At 61.7% G+C, this 16416-nt stretch carries 18 protein-coding genes; 15 read left to right on the top strand and 3 right to left on the bottom strand.

The features are described 5' to 3' along the window. Nucleotides 1-54 precede the first annotated feature (54 nt). On the top strand, nt 55-720 hold the full coding sequence (locus tag ACVC7O_RS15395) for a thermonuclease family protein (protein ID WP_458322997.1): 666 nt from the start codon (nt 55-57) through the stop codon (nt 718-720). Here the strand turns inward: ACVC7O_RS15395 and ACVC7O_RS15390 are convergent. Continuing rightward, nucleotides 717-2117 carry a helix-turn-helix domain-containing protein gene (locus ACVC7O_RS15390; protein ID WP_458322996.1) on the bottom strand — a complete coding sequence of 467 codons (1401 nt, stop codon included), beginning with the start codon at nt 2115-2117 and terminating at the stop codon, nt 717-719. The two genes, ACVC7O_RS15395 and ACVC7O_RS15390, sit on opposite strands and share 4 nt — an antisense overlap. 112 nt (nt 2118-2229) lie before the next feature. Continuing rightward, nucleotides 2230-3459, bottom strand: coding sequence for a multidrug effflux MFS transporter (locus tag ACVC7O_RS15385; protein ID WP_458322995.1), 1230 nt, complete (start codon nt 3457-3459; stop codon nt 2230-2232). A 181-nt stretch (nt 3460-3640) separates the two neighbouring features. Between ACVC7O_RS15385 and ACVC7O_RS15380 the strand changes: the two genes are divergently transcribed. The 8 genes from ACVC7O_RS15380 to ACVC7O_RS15345 all read left to right on the top strand — a co-directional run bounded on the left by ACVC7O_RS15380 (nt 3641) and on the right by ACVC7O_RS15345 (nt 9831). After that, complete coding sequence (locus ACVC7O_RS15380; protein WP_458322994.1) at nt 3641-5173, top strand: acyl-CoA carboxylase subunit beta; 1533 nt, start codon at nt 3641-3643, stop codon at nt 5171-5173. Between the two features lie 13 nt (nt 5174-5186). Then, nucleotides 5187-5585 carry a RidA family protein gene (locus ACVC7O_RS15375; protein WP_458326103.1) on the top strand — a complete coding sequence of 133 codons (399 nt, stop codon included), beginning with the start codon at nt 5187-5189 and terminating at the stop codon, nt 5583-5585. Between the two features lie 70 nt (nt 5586-5655). Continuing rightward, complete coding sequence (locus ACVC7O_RS15370; protein WP_458322993.1) at nt 5656-6021, top strand: hypothetical protein; 366 nt, start codon at nt 5656-5658, stop codon at nt 6019-6021. Beyond that, nucleotides 6018-6404 carry a DUF6497 family protein gene (locus tag ACVC7O_RS15365; RefSeq protein ID WP_458322992.1) on the top strand — a complete coding sequence of 129 codons (387 nt, stop codon included), beginning with the start codon at nt 6018-6020 and terminating at the stop codon, nt 6402-6404. Before ACVC7O_RS15370 ends, ACVC7O_RS15365 begins: the two co-directional genes overlap by 4 nt. A gap of 211 nt (nt 6405-6615) precedes the next feature. Beyond that, the gene (locus ACVC7O_RS15360) at nt 6616-6753 is read left to right on the top strand and encodes a hypothetical protein (protein ID WP_263845276.1); all 138 of its coding nucleotides are present in this window, start codon (nt 6616-6618) and stop codon (nt 6751-6753) included. Nucleotides 6754-6822: 69 nt separating this feature from the next. After that, a complete protein-coding gene (locus ACVC7O_RS15355) occupies nt 6823-7179 on the top strand; it encodes a hypothetical protein (protein WP_458322991.1) in 357 nt (118 codons plus the stop codon). A gap of 289 nt (nt 7180-7468) precedes the next feature. After that, a complete protein-coding gene (locus ACVC7O_RS15350; RefSeq protein ID WP_458322990.1) occupies nt 7469-7675 on the top strand; it encodes a hypothetical protein in 207 nt (68 codons plus the stop codon). Nucleotides 7676-7785: 110 nt separating this feature from the next. Continuing rightward, on the top strand, nt 7786-9831 hold the full coding sequence (locus ACVC7O_RS15345; RefSeq protein ID WP_458322989.1) for an ATP-binding protein: 2046 nt from the start codon (nt 7786-7788) through the stop codon (nt 9829-9831). A gap of 34 nt (nt 9832-9865) precedes the next feature. Here ACVC7O_RS15345 and ACVC7O_RS15340 read toward each other — a convergent pair whose 3' ends face one another. Then, nucleotides 9866-10321, bottom strand: a complete 456-nt coding sequence (locus ACVC7O_RS15340) for a DUF4174 domain-containing protein (protein WP_458322988.1) — start codon at nt 10319-10321, stop codon at nt 9866-9868. 165 nt (nt 10322-10486) lie between these two features. Here ACVC7O_RS15340 and ACVC7O_RS15335 point away from each other — a divergent pair, with 165 nt between their 5' ends. From ACVC7O_RS15335 to ACVC7O_RS15310, 6 genes are read left to right on the top strand one after another with little or no spacing between them, the layout of a single operon-like run. Then, nucleotides 10487-11428, top strand: coding sequence for a hypothetical protein (locus ACVC7O_RS15335; RefSeq protein WP_458322987.1), 942 nt, complete (start codon nt 10487-10489; stop codon nt 11426-11428). Then, entirely contained in the window at nt 11391-13520 is a 2130-nt protein-coding gene (gene scpA / locus ACVC7O_RS15330; RefSeq protein WP_458322986.1) for a methylmalonyl-CoA mutase, read from the top strand. Before ACVC7O_RS15335 ends, scpA begins: the two co-directional genes overlap by 38 nt. 47 nt (nt 13521-13567) lie before the next feature. Then, nucleotides 13568-14182 carry a VOC family protein gene (locus ACVC7O_RS15325; RefSeq protein WP_458322985.1) on the top strand — a complete coding sequence of 205 codons (615 nt, stop codon included), beginning with the start codon at nt 13568-13570 and terminating at the stop codon, nt 14180-14182. Further along, entirely contained in the window at nt 14179-14655 is a 477-nt protein-coding gene (locus ACVC7O_RS15320) for an N-acetyltransferase family protein (RefSeq protein WP_458322984.1), read from the top strand. The genes ACVC7O_RS15325 and ACVC7O_RS15320 overlap by 4 nt, the downstream gene beginning before the upstream one ends. 52 nt (nt 14656-14707) lie before the next feature. Beyond that, on the top strand, nt 14708-15388 hold the full coding sequence (locus ACVC7O_RS15315; protein ID WP_458322983.1) for a TerB family tellurite resistance protein: 681 nt from the start codon (nt 14708-14710) through the stop codon (nt 15386-15388). Beyond that, nucleotides 15388-16392, top strand: coding sequence for an endonuclease/exonuclease/phosphatase family protein (locus ACVC7O_RS15310; protein WP_458322982.1), 1005 nt, complete (start codon nt 15388-15390; stop codon nt 16390-16392). The genes ACVC7O_RS15315 and ACVC7O_RS15310 overlap by 1 nt, the downstream gene beginning before the upstream one ends. Nucleotides 16393-16416 lie beyond the last annotated feature (24 nt).

The raw sequence follows: 16416 nt of genomic DNA, 5'->3' as shown, positions 1-16416 counted from the left end.
CCTTGGTTAACAAAACCCCTTGCACGGCTGGCCCGCCGGCGCCATACCGCGCGCATGCGTGTGTTAATGATGTGTTTGCTGGCCGTGTTTGGGCCAGCCGCCGGTTCTGCTGTGGCAACCACTGCGCTGTCAGGACCGGTTCGTGTGATAGATGGTGATACGATTGACGTCGGCGGGACCCGCGTGCGACTCTTCGGTATAGATGCGCCGGAAGCTGATCAAACCTGTACGACCGAACAGGGACAGGTCTGGGCCTGTGGCGCTTGGGTGACCGATCAGGTCACGATGCGCTATGGTGGCCGCCAGGCCGTGTGCGCGCCTCTCGAGACCGACCGCTACGATCGGATTGTGGCGCGCTGCTCTGTGCAAGGCGAAGACGTCGGTGAAGCCCTGGTGAGTGAGGGGTTGGCCTTCGCATATCGCAAGTATTCCCAAGACTATGTTCTGGCTGAAAAAGGGGCGGCGGTGCGCGACGTGGGCCTGCATGCCAGCCGTGTTCAGAACCCATCGCAGTTCCGGCAGACCCGCGCCGTGGGGCGCATCCCCGAGGACCGCAGCTGTCCGATCAAAGGCAACATCTCGAGCAAGGGCGTGAAGATCTACCACCTGCCGGGCCAGCGCGATTACGAGCGCACGGGTATCCGGGAGGAGAGGGGAGAGCGCTGGTTCTGTTCTGCTGCTGATGCGCGTGCAGCGGGGTGGCGGGCGGCCAAACGCTAGCCGATCTGATACGGCAACACATCCCGCTGGTTCGGATCGACCTGCAAGGTGCGCTCCAAAGGGGGCACCGCACGCTGGTGGCAATGGGCCCGTTCGCAGATCCGGCAGGAGATCCCGATGGGCTCGAAGGCGCCATCCCTGCTGAGGTCGAGCCCGTCGGCATAGACCAACTCCTTGGCATGCCGCACTTCGCAGCCGAGGGCGATGGCATATCGGCGGACGGGCGCGCCGAAGCGTCCGGCAGGTTTGGAGACATCGCGGGCCAGGTTGATGTAGCGCACCCCATCCGGAGTTTCGGCAAGCTGCCTGAGAAACTGGCTGGGCAGTTCAAACGCGCGATGCACGTTCCAGAGCGGGCAAGCGCCGCCGAAACGGGCGAACTGCAGCCGGGTGGCCGAGTGGCGCTTCGTGATGGTCCCAGCCTGATCGACGCGGACAAAGAAAAACGGAATTCCCTTGGCCCCGGGGCGCTGCAGCGTCGACAGACGATGGGCGACCTGCTCGATGGAGGCGCCGAAATGTCCCGCTAAGGCTTCCACGTCATGTCGGCACGCGCGTGCTTCGGCCTGAAACGCATCATAGGGCATGAGCGCCGCGCCCGCGAAGTAGTTGGCGAGCCCGATCTTGGCAATTGCACGTGCCTCGGCGCTGTGGAACCGTGCTAGGTCCAGCGTCGCTTCCAACAGGGCCTCCTGCTTGATGAGCGCGACTTGCAGCAGGAGTTGGAACGTCTGGCTTTCGGGCGGCGCTCGACGGGAGAGCGTCAGGGTCCGCGTGTCTGCATCAAAGCTGCGCAGCCTGTCCGTGTCGGCAAAACCGACTGTGACATTCGCATTCCCGAGGGCTGAGACGGCCGCGACCCGAATGTTGCGATGCCCGCCCTCCTTGGTCGCGAAATGCTCGGCAGCCCGGTCGACGGCGTCGATATAGTTGTCGCAATAGTGGAAGAAGTCGCGCACTTCTTCCCAAGGGCTGGGGGTGGCCCGCGCGTCCTCCCGCCCCAGCGCCTCGTCGAGCGACGCGAGCCGTTCCTGCATTTGGCGATAGCTGCGATGCAGCTCCAGGAAGGCGTGTGCAAAGGTCGGCGCATTGGATGCGGCAAGGCGCAGGTCGGCCAGAGGTGGCAGCGCATCGGCGAACAACGGATCGGCCAGCGCTTCACGCATATCACTGACCAGCCGCTCGCTATCACCGGTGCTGAGTTCGGTGACATCCAGCCCGAACTCCTGCGCGAGTGCGAGCACCACGGTTGTCGAGACCGGGCGGTTGTTGTTCTCCATCTGGTTCAGGTAGGGCAGCGAGACGCCGAGCTTGGCGGCGAAGTCCTTTTGCGTATGGCCCAAGCGTGTACGCAGCTCTCGGAGTTTTGCGCCCGCATAGAGTTTTTGTGTGGCCATGCCCCCGCCTTTTCCATCCTGCTTTGCAACTTTGCAGACTGCGTGAGTCTATCTTTGCAAACCCTGCCGAGCAAGGTGCCGCAGACGTGGTTAACGTTGGGCTAACGTGGCTTTAGATCGACGGGTTTTGCAAGGCGATCCGCCGTTCGCGGCGATAGACCATCAGGATCGAGATCACGGCCGCAAGGGATGTTGCAAGCATGATGAAGAGCAGGGGGAAGGCGCCCGTCTCCTCTCCAAGCGAGGCGCCAGCCAGCATGCTGAGCGCCGCTCCGCCGCCGATCATGATGGCGCCGCCCAGGCCCGAGGCAGAACCCGCGAGCTGTGGTCTGACCGAGAGCATCCCCGCCGTCGCGTTGGGGATCACGAGACCGTTCCCGAGGCCAACGAACGTCATGAGCCCGAAAAAGCTTAGTGCGCTGCCGTGGCCGAGCAGGAAAATCACGAGCGAGAGCAGCACCCCAAACGCGTTGATCAGGCTACCGATCAGCACGAGCCGGTTGATGCCGACTCTTTGGGCCAGCATCCCAGTGAACATGTTACCGAAGAAGTAGCCCAGGGCTGGCGCGCCGAAGTAGATGCCCACCCAGAATGGTGACAGGCCAAAGACCACGGAGCCAACGAACGGGCCGCCCCCGAGATACGCGAAGAACGCGCCGGAGCAGAAGCCTGCAGCCAGCGAGTAGCCCCAGAAGCGCGGCGAGGTGAGCAGTTCGGGGTACTCACCGAATTGCTGGGTCAGCGTTTTGCCACTCTTTCTCGCTGTTTCGCCCTGGTCACTCCAGGCCAGCCACAAGGTGAGTGCGCCCATGATGAAAAGCGCCCAGAAATTGGCGCGCCAGCCGAAGACCTCATCAAGAAAGCCGCCCAGCATGGGGCTGATCATCGGCACGATCGCCATGCCCATGGTGACATACCCAATCATTGATGCGGCTTTGTCCTGTTCGTACATGTCGCGCACGGCGGCACGGCTAAGCACCATCGCAACGGCAACGATGGCCTGGCACATGCGGAAAACGAGGAAGATTTCAGCTGTGGGTGCATAGATGCAGCCCAGCGTGGCGATCAGGAATAGCCCAAGTCCCCAAAGGATCACCGGTCTGCGACCAACCTTGTCTGAAATCGGCCCGATCAGGATCTGCAGCACTGCGCTGATCCCAAGATACAGCCCAACTGATAGTTGCATGAGGCCATAATCGGTCTGGAAATATGCGGTCATGTTCGGCAGACTGGGCAGGAACATGTTCATAGCGGTCGCAGACATGCCTGCGAGCAGTATGAGCGTTGCGATATGGGGCGGTGTCGACCGATCCAGAAAGCGGGCAACCGGGGAATTTTCCATGCTGAAAACCTAGGCGCTCGCTGATTTGTTGTCCACGCATAGCAGCTATGCAGCGTGGGCTGATTTACTGTTTTGCAATTTGCAAAACATGGATTGCATACAGTTTGCAAATTAGCCAAAAAGCCCTTCGATCCCGCTATTCTCTTCGGTATGGTGCGCCAAACAATCCAACGGGGTCGTCATGAAAGATATCTTGCTTGAACTTGAAGGGCGCCGCGAGACGGCCCGTCTAGGCGGTGGGCAGCGGCGGATCGACGCCCAGCATGGGCGCGGCAAGCTGACGGCGCGCGAGCGCGTGGAGTTGCTGTTGGACGAGGGCAGCTTCGAAGAGTTCGACATGTTCGTCACCCATCGCTGTGCGGACTTCGGCATGGAGCAGGAGAAGCCTGCAGGCGACGGGGTGGTCACCGGATGGGGCACCATCAACGGGCGTCTTGTTTATGTCTTCAGCCAGGATTTCACAGTTCTAGGTGGCTCCGTCTCGGAAACACACGCGAAGAAAATCTGCAAGATCATGGACATGGCGGTGCAAAACGGTGCGCCGGTGATTGGTATCAACGACTCCGGCGGCGCGCGCATCCAGGAAGGTGTGGATTCGCTGGCGGGCTATGGCGAAGTCTTCCAGCGCAACATCATGGCGTCGGGTGTAGTGCCGCAGATCAGCGTGATCATGGGCCCCTGCGCGGGTGGCGCGGTCTACTCGCCCGCCATGACCGATTTCATCTTCATGGTGAAAGACAGTTCCTATATGTTCGTGACGGGCCCCGACGTGGTGAAAACCGTCACCAACGAGCATGTGACCGCAGAGGAATTGGGCGGCGCGGGCACCCACACCAAGAAGTCTTCCGTCGCGGATGCTGCCTTTGAAAACGATGTCGAGGCCTTGGCGGAGGTGCGGCGTCTGGTTGATTTCCTGCCGTCAAACAACCGTGAGCACCCGCCGGTACGGCCTTTCTTTGACGACCCGGAGCGGATCGAGCCGTCGCTCGACACATTGGTGCCGGAAAATCCGAACACGCCCTATGATATGAAGGAGCTGATCCTGAAGCTGGCGGATGAAGGCGATTTCTACGAAATCCAGGAAGAGTTCGCGCGCAACATCATCACTGGGTTTATCCGCCTCGAAGGGCGGACGGTCGGGGTTGTCGCCAACCAGCCCATGGTGCTCGCCGGGTGTCTCGACATCGACAGCGCGCGAAAGGCCGCGCGCTTTGTCCGCTTCTGTGATGCGTTCGAAATCCCCCTGCTGACGCTTGTCGATGTGCCGGGCTTTCTGCCGGGCACCAGTCAGGAGTATGGCGGGGTGATCAAGCACGGCGCCAAGCTGCTCTATGCTTATGGTGAGGCGACGGTGCCCATGGTGACAGTGATCACGCGCAAGGCCTATGGTGGGGCGTATGTGGTGATGTCGTCCAAACACTTGCGGGCTGATTTCAACTACGCCTGGCCCAAGGCCGAGATCGCGGTGATGGGTGCGAAGGGCGCGACGGAGATCATCCACCGCGGTGATCTGGGCGACGCTGAGAAGATCGCCCAGCACACGGCGGACTACGAAGACCGCTTTGCCAACCCCTTCGTGGCGGCAGAGCGCGGTTTTGTCGACGAAGTGATCATGCCGCGCACGACCCGCAAGCGGATTGCCCGTGCCTTTGCCTCTCTGCGCAACAAGCAAGCGCAGATGCCGTGGAAAAAGCACGACAACATCCCGCTGTAGAGACCTGCCCGTGATGCCTGTCTTCCACAACGTCGCCGATGCACCGGCCCATGTCGCCCCGTTTTCGCACGCGGTCGAGGCGGGTGGCTGGGTCATGCTGACCGGTCAGATGCCGACGGTGCCCGGTGCACCCGACGCGCTTTTGGCGGAGGGCATCGCTGCGCAGACGCGGCAAGTGATGAAGAACCTCAAGATCGTGTTGCGGGGTGTTGATATGGACCTGAGTGACGTTGTGCAGTGCCGCTGTTACTTGACGCAGTTCGAGCGGGACTATGCGGCGTTCAACGCGACGTACAAAAGCTTCTTTCCGGCAGACCGTTTGCCTGCGCGAACGACCATCGGCGTGACGGCACTTGCGGTCGGGGCCCTCGTGGAAATCGATTGCTTGGCGCGGCGGCGGGCGCCGGAATGAGTGCCGGGGTCAATATCGTTGTATGGAATTCCATTCCGGAAAAAGCGGAACCAGGGTGGGGACGGCCATCATGACCGGGGCGACCCAGACGGTGATGGAGCGGCGGAACGACGCGTTTCGTGCATTGCTTCTCGCGCCGGTTCTGATCGGTGCAGGCCTTCTGGGCTTGTTGGTCCAGATACCGGAGGCGGCGCTGGAGCTGTCAAAGGGCCGCCTTGCAGCGTTCGCGGTGACCATCTGGGGCGCGGCCTTTGTTGGTGGGATCGGTCTGATCCTGTCCTCTTTCTGGTTCTTCAGCGACGGCAAGCCGGTAAGCGAGGGCTCTCTAAGGGCTTGCGCCTTGATCTCCATCACCTGTTCCGCGCTTGCGTTTTGGCAGGCCATCCTGATCGTCGCGGCCTGGATGAACAATTGGCCGGAGGTGGTCTCCGGATGATCTTGCGGTTGGCAGCCCTCCTGGCCGTGGCATATAGCGGCCCATTGGCCGGGCAGGCGGTGCCCTCGGGCCAGCCTGTCGAGGTCTACGAGGTGTTGACCGACACCGTCGGCGCCGAGAGCTGGGTGCGGTTTCGGTTCTTGGCGCCCGAGATTTCGCGCTCCGGTGGCAGCATCAGCTTCGCCGAGGCCGAGCAGGACCTGGAATACCTCTGCGTCGAGGTCGCGCTGCCCTATCTCGCCGAATACGATCTGACTGCGGATGTTGTCGCGGTGACCTTGCTCGACCGTCCCCTCGCCTTTGGCGTATCCGATCCGGAGGCGACGCAGTTCATTGATATCTTCCGGGTCAGCTCGGGCACCTGCGTCTGGGAGGGGCTCTGATGAGGCCGCACGACATCGAGGTCCTCCAGCGGTCTCGGCAAAAACCTGCAGCTTTGACGGCGCCGTATGGCGGATCGGCGCTGCGTGCGTTTCATTTGACCGGTGCTTTGCCTATGGTGACGCGGGGCGGTGCAACAGACCGCCCCGACCCAACCACGGATGGCTTGGATATTTGGCGGCCATCCGGAACTTATTGTGACAGGAGATACAGATGTCCAAGAGCATCAAACTGCTGGCGACCCTGGGCTTTATTGCCCTCGTGGCCGCTTGCGCACGCGAGCAGGAAGAATTCGTCGTGGTCGACCCCGAGCCGATCTCGACCGAGCCCGTACAGACCGGCAAATTCTGAGACCGGTTCCGGGGGGCGGGCTCTGCGGTCCGCCCCAACGGGCGCAGCCCCTGTGCGGTGGGGGCGCATATGATGAAACACCGCGGCTTCCCGGGCCGCCTGCCGGGCACAGATTTCCAATTCACACTCCGTCGCGCCAATCCGCGCGGTGTCACCCCGATCACCCGGCGCGAGCGCTTCAAGGATCGCAAACCTGCTGATCGGCGGGCCGATGCTGCCTTTTTCCAGGCACTCTGGGAGCATTTTGGGCCGGAGCCGTTTGTCCGCGGCAATCTCGATGCGGGCCGATTGTCCTGGCTTTTCGGTCGCGAGGTGATTCCAGCCACAGACCCCTTTGATCCAGCGGACTATGAGGCCGAACTACAGATCGATGTTGCGGTTGCTCAACAGTCTTTTCCCGAGGCGTTCGAGGGGGGATCGGCGTGATTTTGCCAGTCTCGGGATCAAAGTGGCGAGGTCCGGCCCATTTCCGCGCATCCGGGCCAAAAGTGGTGGAAAATTCAACCAATGCGAGTATTGTCGATCCTGCAGCCACGCGCGAATATCCCCGCACCGTGTCTGTGTACACTATTCGTACCCCTTCCCCTGGCGGGCAGTGCGGCGCTTTCACGTCGTCACTGCCCGCCTTTTTCTCGAATAGGTCGTCGACACGGAATAAGAGAGGCGCACCCGACGTTAGCAGGGTGTTCGCAGTGTCAGAAAAAGGACATAGACCATGCCAGTCAGAAAGATCATCCTCACCCTTGCAGCCTGTGCAGGCCTTGCCGCATGTGGCGACACCCTGGGTGAACAGGCGGCCGGTGGCGCAGCCATCGGGGCCGGCACAGCCGTCATCACCGGCAACAGCGCGCTGCAAGGCGCGGCCATCGGCGCAGGCGCCAATGTGGCCTACTGCCAGCTTTACCCAAGCCAGTGTAACTGATCCCGCGTCAGACACGCTCCAACCTGATTTCAACGCCGCGCGTGCCTGTCACGTGCGGCGTTTCGCGTTTTCGCACCTGATTTCCCATCGCACTGCCAAAAGGACACCCAATGTTCGATAAGATCCTGATCGCCAACCGCGGCGAGATTGCTTGCCGCGTTATCAAGACTGCCCGCAAGATGGGAATCCAGACGGTCGCGATCTATTCCGACGCCGATAAGCAAGCCCTGCACGTGCAAATGGCCGACGAGGCGGTGCACATCGGCCCGCCGCCCGCCAACCAATCCTACATCGTGATCGACAAGGTGATGGAGGCGATCAAGTCGTCAGGCGCCCAGGCGGTGCATCCGGGCTATGGCTTCCTGTCGGAGAACGCCAAGTTTGCCGAAGCGCTGGAGGCCGCAGGCGTGGCTTTCATCGGCCCACCCAAAGGCGCAATCGAGGCGATGGGCGACAAGATTACGTCGAAGAAAATCGCCCAAGAGGCGGGTGTCAGCACAGTTCCGGGCTACATGGGGCTGATCGAAGACGCGGACGAGGCAGTGAAAATCTCGAATGAGATCGGCTATCCGGTCATGATCAAGGCCTCCGCCGGTGGCGGTGGCAAGGGAATGCGCATCGCCTGGACCGACGAGGAGGCGCGGGAAGGGTTCCAGTCGTCAAAGAACGAGGCAGCGAATTCCTTTGGGGATGACCGTATTTTCATCGAAAAGTTCGTGACACAACCCCGGCACATTGAAATCCAGGTGCTGTGTGACAGCCATGGCAACGGCATCTATCTGGGTGAGCGCGAATGCTCGATCCAGCGCCGCAACCAGAAAGTGGTTGAGGAGGCGCCGAGCCCCTTCCTCGATGAGGCGACCCGGAAGGCCATGGGCGAACAGGCGGTGGCGCTGGCCCAGGCGGTGGACTATGCAAGCGCCGGCACCGTCGAGTTCATCGTCGATGGCGATAAGAACTTTTATTTCCTCGAGATGAACACCCGCCTGCAGGTTGAGCATCCGGTGACCGAGCTGATCACCGGCGTCGATCTGGTGGAACAGATGATCCGCGTGGCCAATGGCGAAAAGCTGACGATCACGCAGGAGGATGTCACGCTGACCGGCTGGGCCATCGAGAACCGGCTCTATGCCGAGGACCCGTATCGCGGCTTTCTGCCCTCGATTGGCCGCCTGACCCGCTACCGCCCGCCCATGGAAGTGGCCGCAGGCCCGCTTCTGGACAACGACAAATGGCAGGGCGAGGCGCCGTCTGGCCCGGTGGCGGTGCGCAATGACACCGGTGTTTATGAAGGTGGCGAGATCAGCATGTATTACGACCCGATGATCGCCAAGCTCTGCACTTGGGCGCCGACACGGGGTGAGGCGATTGAGGCGATGCGCGTGGCACTCGACAGCTTCGAGGTGGAAGGCATCGGGCACAACCTGCCGTTCCTCTCTGCCGTGATGGATCACCCGAAATTCGTTTCGGGGGACATGACCACGGCATTCATTGCCGAAGAGTACCCCGATGGCTTTGACGGCGTTGATTTGCCTGAAACCGAGTTGCAACGGATTGCAGCCGCCTGTTCGGCGATGCACCGGGTTGCCGAGATCAGGCGGGCACGTGTCTCGGGCCGGATGGACAATCACGAACGCAAGGTGGGCGCCCATTGGAACGTGCGCCTGCAGGGCCAATCCTATGACGTGGTGATCGCGGCGGATCAGGACGGCTCGACCGTCAGTTTCGAAGACGGCACCGAGTTGCGGGTCAGCGGGTCCTGGACGCCGGGTGATCAACTGGCCGAGATGACGGTTGCCGACATGCCTCTGGTGCTGAAGGTCGGCAAGGTGAGCGGTGGGTTTCGGATTCGCACCCGGGGCGCGGATCTCAAGGTGCATGTGCGCACCCCGCGCCAGGCGGAACTGGCCCGCAAGATGCCCGAGAAGCTGCCGCCCGACACCTCCAAGATGCTGCTCTGCCCGATGCCTGGGCTGGTGGTGAAGATGGATGTGGCCGTCGGCGACGAGGTGCAGGACGGTCAGGCGCTCTGCACCATCGAGGCGATGAAGATGGAGAACATCCTGCGCGCCGAGCGCCGCGGTGTGGTGTCCAAGATCAACGCAGGGGCGGGCGACAGCCTCGCCGTCGACGACGTCATCATGGAGTTCGAATAACGCCTATGCCAGGCAAAGCTCACAAGTTGCTCAGCTACTGCGAGATGGCGCGTTCCTTGCGCTCGCGGATTTCGCGTTGGCGCATCGGCATCTTGTCGATGCTGCGGCTGATCTCGCGCACGTCCCATGGGAAAGGTTTGCGCAGCTTGACCGCGCCGTCCTTGCCCATCAGCACCAGCATGAACCCGCGCGGGCGCAGTCTGGTGCGCAATTCTGATGCTGCGGTCGGGTCGGTGTCCGTGATCACGACCACGTCACGTTCCACCAATTCATCGGGCCGTTCCTCCAAGAGCCGCATCTGCTCGGCAAACGCGGGATTGTCCGCGCTGTCAGAGAACACGACGATGGGCCGGTTTTTCCACTTAAATTGGTTCAAATCGACTTCGTTCATGGTCACGAACAGCTCCGGTTCCGGTTGGGCCTCAGCGGTTTGCGCTGCCGTGCCATTGGCGAAAAAGCAAGCCAGAACAAGGGGTAGTATGGGTTTCATCGCGCCTCCTGTGTGCACCAATATAGGCCCCTTGATCAGATATGCGATGGGTAATGCGCGCATACTTACCATTAAATTCGCAGCAAGAGATTGGGTGTAATGCTGTGGATAACCCCATCAACCCGGCCGGACGGGGCGGCTGTTTCATATCGGGCCAAACACGCCATGGACGTTATCCTTCACGTGGGTGCGCATCGCACCGGAACGAAGACATTTCAGGACTATATGCGCCGGCAGGCCGAGCCGCTGGCGGAGGCGAATGTGGGCTATTGGGGGCCAGGCCGAACGCGGCGCGGGTTGTTTTCGGGATTGGTTCCCAAGCCAGAGGTCGTCAAGGGTCGAGACCTGCGTCGCCGGGCCGAAGGGCGCATCCAGCTTCAGCTCACGTCGGCGCGGGCGCGCGGGCTGCAAACCCTGCTGATCAGCGACGAGAACATGATTGGTTCGGTGCGTGACAACATGCGCAGCGGCAGCCTCTATCCCGCAATTGGTGAGCGGATGGCGCGTTTTGCGCGCGCCTTCGAAGGGCAGTTGTCGACCGTGATCCTCTGCACCCGCAGCCTCGAGTACTATTGGGGCTCGGCGATTGCCTGTGGCGTCGCGCGCGGCCACGCGGTGCCCGAGCGCGACAAACTGCGCGGCATTGCGCAGGCCGCCCGCAGCTGGCGTGACGTGATCACCGATCTGGCCTGTGCGCTGCCGGACGCGGAGATCCGCGTCATGCCGTTCGAGAGTTTTGCAGGACGTCCCGAAGGACTGCTGGAGCAGGGCGCAGGTGTTGCCGCGCCACGCGATATGGAACGCGGGTGGCTGAACCGTGCGCCCAGCCTGCCGGAGCTGCGCCGGGTGCTTGCCGATCGCGGCGCCGATGGATCCGCATTGCCGTTCGGGATGGGGCGTTGGAACCCATTCACACCAGAAGAAACCGCAGCGCTCAGAGAGGCTTATGCGGACGACATGATGTGGCTTGTTGCCGGTGCAGACGGACTGGCCACCCTGACAGAGGACAAGGCCCGGACAAGAGCAGCGACAACGCTGCCAGCCGGTGCTCAGACAAAAGGACATGGGAATGAGCACAAAGAAAGACAGATGGCGCGACCTGGCTAAAGCCGAGCTGCGCGGCAAACCGCTCGATGATCTGACGTGGCAGACGCTGGAGGGCATCCCTGTCCAGCCGCTCTACACGGCGGATGATATCGCGGATCTTGATCATCTCGGCACGATCCCGGGTGAGGCGCCTTATACACGTGGCGTCAAGGCGACCATGTACGCAGGGCGTCCTTGGACCATTCGCCAGTATGCGGGCTTTTCCACCGCCGAAGAAAGCAATGCCTTTTATCGCCGCGCTCTGGCTGCCGGGCAACAGGGTGTATCGGTGGCTTTTGATCTGGCCACGCACCGGGGCTATGACAGCGATCATCCCCGCGTCGAAGGCGATGTCGGCAAGGCAGGTGTGGCCATCGACAGCGTGGAGGACATGAAGATCCTCTTCGACGGCATCCCGCTCGACAAGGTGTCCGTTTCCATGACGATGAACGGCGCGGTGATCCCGATCCTCGCGAATTTCATCGTCGCGGGGGAAGAGCAGGGACATGACAAGTCCCTGCTGTCTGGCACGATCCAAAACGACATTCTCAAGGAGTTTATGGTCCGCAACACCTATGTGTACCCGCCGGAACCTTCAATGCGGATTATCGCAGATATTATAGAATATACAAGCGACTACATGCCGAAGTTCAACTCCATATCGATCTCCGGCTACCATATGCAGGAGGCGGGTGCGAACCTCGTGCAGGAGCTTGCCTTTACGCTGGCGGACGGGCGCGAATACGTGCGCGCCGCCATCGCGCGCGGGATGGATGTGGACAAATTCGCCGGCCGCCTGTCATTCTTCTTCGCCATCGGCATGAACTTTTTCATGGAAGCTGCCAAGCTGCGTGCTGCCCGTCTCCTCTGGGCGCGGATCATGGAGGAGTTCGAGCCCAAGAACCCGAAATCCTCGATGCTTCGAACGCATTGTCAGACCTCGGGTGTGAGCCTGCAAGAGCAGGACCCCTACAACAACGTGATCCGCACGGCCTATGAAGCGATGAGCGCGGTATTGGGTGGGACACAATCATTGCACACCAACGCTTTGGACGAAGCGATTGCCCTGCCCACCGAGAATTCCAGTCGAATTGCGCGCAATACGCAATTGATTTTGCAGGAGGAAACGGGTGTCACCAATGTGGTCGATCCGCTGGCCGGATCCTACTACGTTGAGAAGCTGACGGCGGATCTGGCCGAGGCCGCCTGGAAACTTATCGAAGAGGTCGAAGAGATGGGCGGTATGACCAAGGCGGTGGCGTCGGGTATGCCGAAGCTGCGCATTGAAGAAGCTGCGGCACAACGGCAGGCCGGCATCGACCGGGGGACAGAGGTGATTGTCGGGGTCAATAAGTACCGTCGCGACAGCGAAGACCCGATCGACATTCTCGATATCGACAACGCGGCGGTGCGCAACAGCCAGATTGCCCGGCTCGAGAAAATCCGTGCCGAGCGTGATGAGGAAGCCTGCACGGCCGCACTCGATGCTTTGAGCCGACGTGCTGCCGAGGGCGGCAACCTGCTCGATGCGGCAGTCGAAGCCGCGCGCGCGCGCGCCTCAGTAGGAGAGATCAGCATGGCAATGGAAAAGAGTTTTGGCCGCCATCGCGCGGAAGTGAAAACCCTCGCAGGGGTCTACGGCGCCGCCTATGAGGGGGACGAAGGGTTTGCTGCGATCCAGAAATCGGTGGAGGACTTCGCGGAAGCCGAAGGCCGTCGCCCTCGGATGCTCGTCGTCAAGATGGGTCAGGACGGCCATGATCGGGGCGCCAAGGTGATTGCGACAGCCTTTGCAGACATCGGTTTTGATGTGGATGTGGGTCCGCTGTTCCAGACGCCTGCCGAGGCGGCACAGGACGCGGTTGACAATGACGTGCATGTGATCGGGATCAGCAGTCAGGCAGCAGGTCACAAAACGCTGGCGCCGCAGCTTGTGACGGCGCTGAAAGAGGCGGGTGCCGACGACATTCTCGTGATCTGCGGCGGTGTGATCCCACAGCAGGACTATCAGTTTCTGTATGACGCTGGGGTCAAGGCGATCTTCGGACCTGGCACGAATATTCCAAAGGCTGCGCAAGACATTCTGACCTTGATCCGCGAGACACGTGGGTAGATCGTGCTGATCTGTGACGGTCCTATGGCGGTCAGATGGAGGCAACTGTGCTGCTAGATCACCTCGCCGTCGCAGGGGAGAGTTTGCAGGAGGCCAGAGCTTACGTGGAGGATACGCTCGGCGTCGCGATGCAGCCGGGCGGTGAACATGCGGTCTTCCATACCCACAATGCGTTGCTGGGTCTTGAAGACGGTCTCTACCTTGAGGCGATCGCAATCAACCCAGAGGCGCCCCAACCGGACCGCAAGCGATGGTTCGATCTTGATCGCTTTTCTGGCCCGGCGCGGCTGACGAACTGGATTTGTCACACCTCTGACATCGTTGCGGCGCTGGCCGATCTTCCTGCTGACATGGGCCAGCCGGTGGCGTTGCAACGCGGTGGGCTGCGCTGGCGCATGGCTGTGCCCGAAAGTGGTGTATTACCCTTTGAGAATTGCGCGCCCGCGCTGATCCAATGGGACACACCCACGCATCCAGCACAGATGCTGGCGCCATCGGGTGTTCGCCTGCGTCGCTTGACGGTGCGGCATCCTGAGGCTGCTGCGCTGAGTGGTCTCTTCGATACGTGTCTCCGCGATGACCGCCTGTGCTTTGAAAAAGGGCCACGCGGGCTGTGGGCGGAATTCGACACACCGCATGGCCCGCGCGATCTGATGTCATGATCCGATCGGCAGAACCAGCGGACGCCCGCGCAATCGCGGCGCTGTGGAACCCGATGATCCGCGACACGCTGTCGACCTTCACGACGGTTGAGAAGACGGTTGGCGAGTTGGAGAGCCTGATCAGGGAGCGGCAGGGCGCAGTTTTTGTTGCTGACATCGACGGAACCTGCGGCGGGTTTGTCACCTTCGGCCCGTTCCGTGGCGGGCCAGGCTATGCCGCCACGGCGGAGCACACGGTGATCGTTGCCGCAGATGGTCAAGGCCGCGGGGTGGGGCGCGACCTCATGCTTGCGGCGGAAGCGGCGGCGCGGGCACTAGGGATGCACGTGATGGTGGCGGGCATCAGCCACACCAACACCGCGGCTCAGGCCTTTCACACGAAGCTAGGGTACCGCGAGGTCGCCCGGATGCCGGAGGTGGGCCGCAAGACTGATCGCTGGCTCGATCTTGTGCTGATGCAGAAAATCCTCTGACGCGGCGCTTCGCCACCTGACTTCCCCATGGGCAGCGGCTAAGCTGCCGCGCATGTCCATCTGGTCTCGCATATCTGACGCGCTTTCGGCGCTCGCCGCCGGTGAGGGGTTGTCGAAGGTCTTTGATCGCTTGCGCAGCCCGCCAGAGCGATCGGTGGCGTTCACCATCGCGGTGATTGCCCTTGGCGCCAAGATGGCCAAGGCCGATGGCCAGGTAACACGCGACGAGGTCACGGCTTTCAAGGAGGTCTTCCACATCGCGGCGCAGGACGAACAGGGCGCGGCCAAGGTCTTCAACCTCGCGCGGCAAGACGTTGCAGGGTATGAAGAATACGCCATCCGCATTCGCGACATGTTCTCGGCGCAGCCGGAAACCCTGCGCGACCTGCTTGAAGGATTGTTCCACATTGCCATGGCGGATGGGTTCTATCATCCGAACGAGGACGCGTTTCTAGAACGCGTGACCGAGATATTCGGCCTGCCGCAAGCGGAGTTCAACAGTCTCCGGATCCGCTTTGCGCCGGACGCGCGGCAGGATCCTTATGCAGTGTTGGGCGTCACTCCCGATGCTTCGATGCAGGACATCCGGCGCGCATGGCGGCGCCTTGTGCGTGAAAACCACCCCGATGCGATGATCGCGCGGGGGGTGCCCGAGGAGGCGATGCAGCTTGCACAAAAGCGTATGGCGGACATCAACCGCGCCTGGGATGAGATTGCCGGTGCCGAGGCCTGATGCGGCTTGCCACCTACAATGTCGAATGGTTCACCGCGCTTTTTGATGATGACAACAAGCTGTTGATGGATGACGGCTGGTCAGCCCGTCACGATGTGACACGTGCCCAGCAAGCGGCGGCGTTGGGGGTCGTGTTTCAGAGGTTGGACGCGGATGCGGTCCTGGTGGTCGAGGCACCCGATGCCAACAGCAAACGCCAGACGGTTGCGGCGTTGGAAGAGTTTGCGACCCACTTCGATCTGCGGGCGCGTGTCGGGGTCATGGGCTTCATGAACGACACCCAGCAAGAGATCGCGTTGCTCTACGACCCCGCGCGGCTGACGGCGCGCCATGCACCGCGCCCCGGAAACGCGCAGGTCCCACGGTTCGATGGCACCTTCGAGATCGACCTCGACATTGATGCCACGCGGGACAAGGTCCAGTTCTCCAAACCACCCTTGGAGCTGGACATCGAAACCGCATCCGGTACCGCGTTCAGCCTGATCGGTGCCCATCTGAAATCAAAGGCGCCCCATGGTGCGCGCAGTGCCGCACATGCGATGAAGCTGGCCATTGCCAACCGGCGCAAACAGTTGGCGCAGGCGATCTGGCTCCGCGCCCGGATCGACCAGCTTCTGGCGGAAGCGCGGCCCGTGATGGTCATGGGAGACCTTAACGATGGCCCGGGGCTCGATGAGTTCGAAGGTCTCTTCGGTCGCTCGTCGGTCGAGATCGTCATGGACGGCCCCGGTGGTGCGCTTTTTGACCCGCACGCCCGGCAGGCGCTGTCGTCCCGTTTGGGGGCGGCGCCGACCTCCGCGCGGTTCTGGATCAAGCCGGAGAAGCGCTATCTTCAGGCGCTGCTCGACTACATCATGATCTCGTCGGAGCTGCAGTCGCAGGGACCTGACTGGCGCATTTGGCATCCGCTGGATGATCCGGAGTGCTGGGCCGACACGACCCTGCGAGATGCGCTGGTGACAGCATCCGATCACTTCCCCGTCACGCTCGATGTGGACATCTGATCTCGAAGAATCGCCCCAGATTGC

Source organism: Roseobacter cerffii, from assembly GCF_054226325.1.
The sequence above is the reverse complement of the archived record's forward strand: the minus strand, read 5'-3'. Positions and strand labels throughout refer to the sequence as shown.

Bases quoted from the DNA above. Each gene is read 5' to 3' on its own strand.
- ACVC7O_RS15340 (WP_458322988.1), bottom strand. From the start codon at position 10,321: ATGAAACCCATACTACCCCTTGTTCTGGCTTGCTTTTTCGCCAATGGC.
- ACVC7O_RS15360 (WP_263845276.1), top strand. From the start codon at position 6,616: ATGTCCAAGAGCATCAAACTGCTGGCGACCCTGGGCTTTATTGCCCTC.
- ACVC7O_RS15355 (WP_458322991.1), top strand. From the start codon at position 6,823: ATGATGAAACACCGCGGCTTCCCGGGCCGCCTGCCGGGCACAGATTTC.
- ACVC7O_RS15365 (WP_458322992.1), top strand. From the start codon at position 6,018: ATGATCTTGCGGTTGGCAGCCCTCCTGGCCGTGGCATATAGCGGCCCA.
- ACVC7O_RS15385 (WP_458322995.1), bottom strand. From the start codon at position 3,459: ATGGAAAATTCCCCGGTTGCCCGCTTTCTGGATCGGTCGACACCGCCC.
- scpA (WP_458322986.1), top strand. From the start codon at position 11,391: ATGAGCACAAAGAAAGACAGATGGCGCGACCTGGCTAAAGCCGAGCTG.
- ACVC7O_RS15390 (WP_458322996.1), bottom strand. From the start codon at position 2,117: ATGGCCACACAAAAACTCTATGCGGGCGCAAAACTCCGAGAGCTGCGT.
- ACVC7O_RS15345 (WP_458322989.1), top strand. From the start codon at position 7,786: ATGTTCGATAAGATCCTGATCGCCAACCGCGGCGAGATTGCTTGCCGC.
- ACVC7O_RS15315 (WP_458322983.1), top strand. From the start codon at position 14,708: ATGTCCATCTGGTCTCGCATATCTGACGCGCTTTCGGCGCTCGCCGCC.
- ACVC7O_RS15310 (WP_458322982.1), top strand. From the start codon at position 15,388: ATGCGGCTTGCCACCTACAATGTCGAATGGTTCACCGCGCTTTTTGAT.
- ACVC7O_RS15370 (WP_458322993.1), top strand. From the start codon at position 5,656: ATGACCGGGGCGACCCAGACGGTGATGGAGCGGCGGAACGACGCGTTT.
- ACVC7O_RS15380 (WP_458322994.1), top strand. From the start codon at position 3,641: ATGAAAGATATCTTGCTTGAACTTGAAGGGCGCCGCGAGACGGCCCGT.
- ACVC7O_RS15335 (WP_458322987.1), top strand. From the start codon at position 10,487: ATGGACGTTATCCTTCACGTGGGTGCGCATCGCACCGGAACGAAGACA.
- ACVC7O_RS15320 (WP_458322984.1), top strand. From the start codon at position 14,179: ATGATCCGATCGGCAGAACCAGCGGACGCCCGCGCAATCGCGGCGCTG.
- ACVC7O_RS15350 (WP_458322990.1), top strand. From the start codon at position 7,469: ATGCCAGTCAGAAAGATCATCCTCACCCTTGCAGCCTGTGCAGGCCTT.
- ACVC7O_RS15375 (WP_458326103.1), top strand. From the start codon at position 5,187: ATGCCTGTCTTCCACAACGTCGCCGATGCACCGGCCCATGTCGCCCCG.
- ACVC7O_RS15395 (WP_458322997.1), top strand. From the start codon at position 55: ATGCGTGTGTTAATGATGTGTTTGCTGGCCGTGTTTGGGCCAGCCGCC.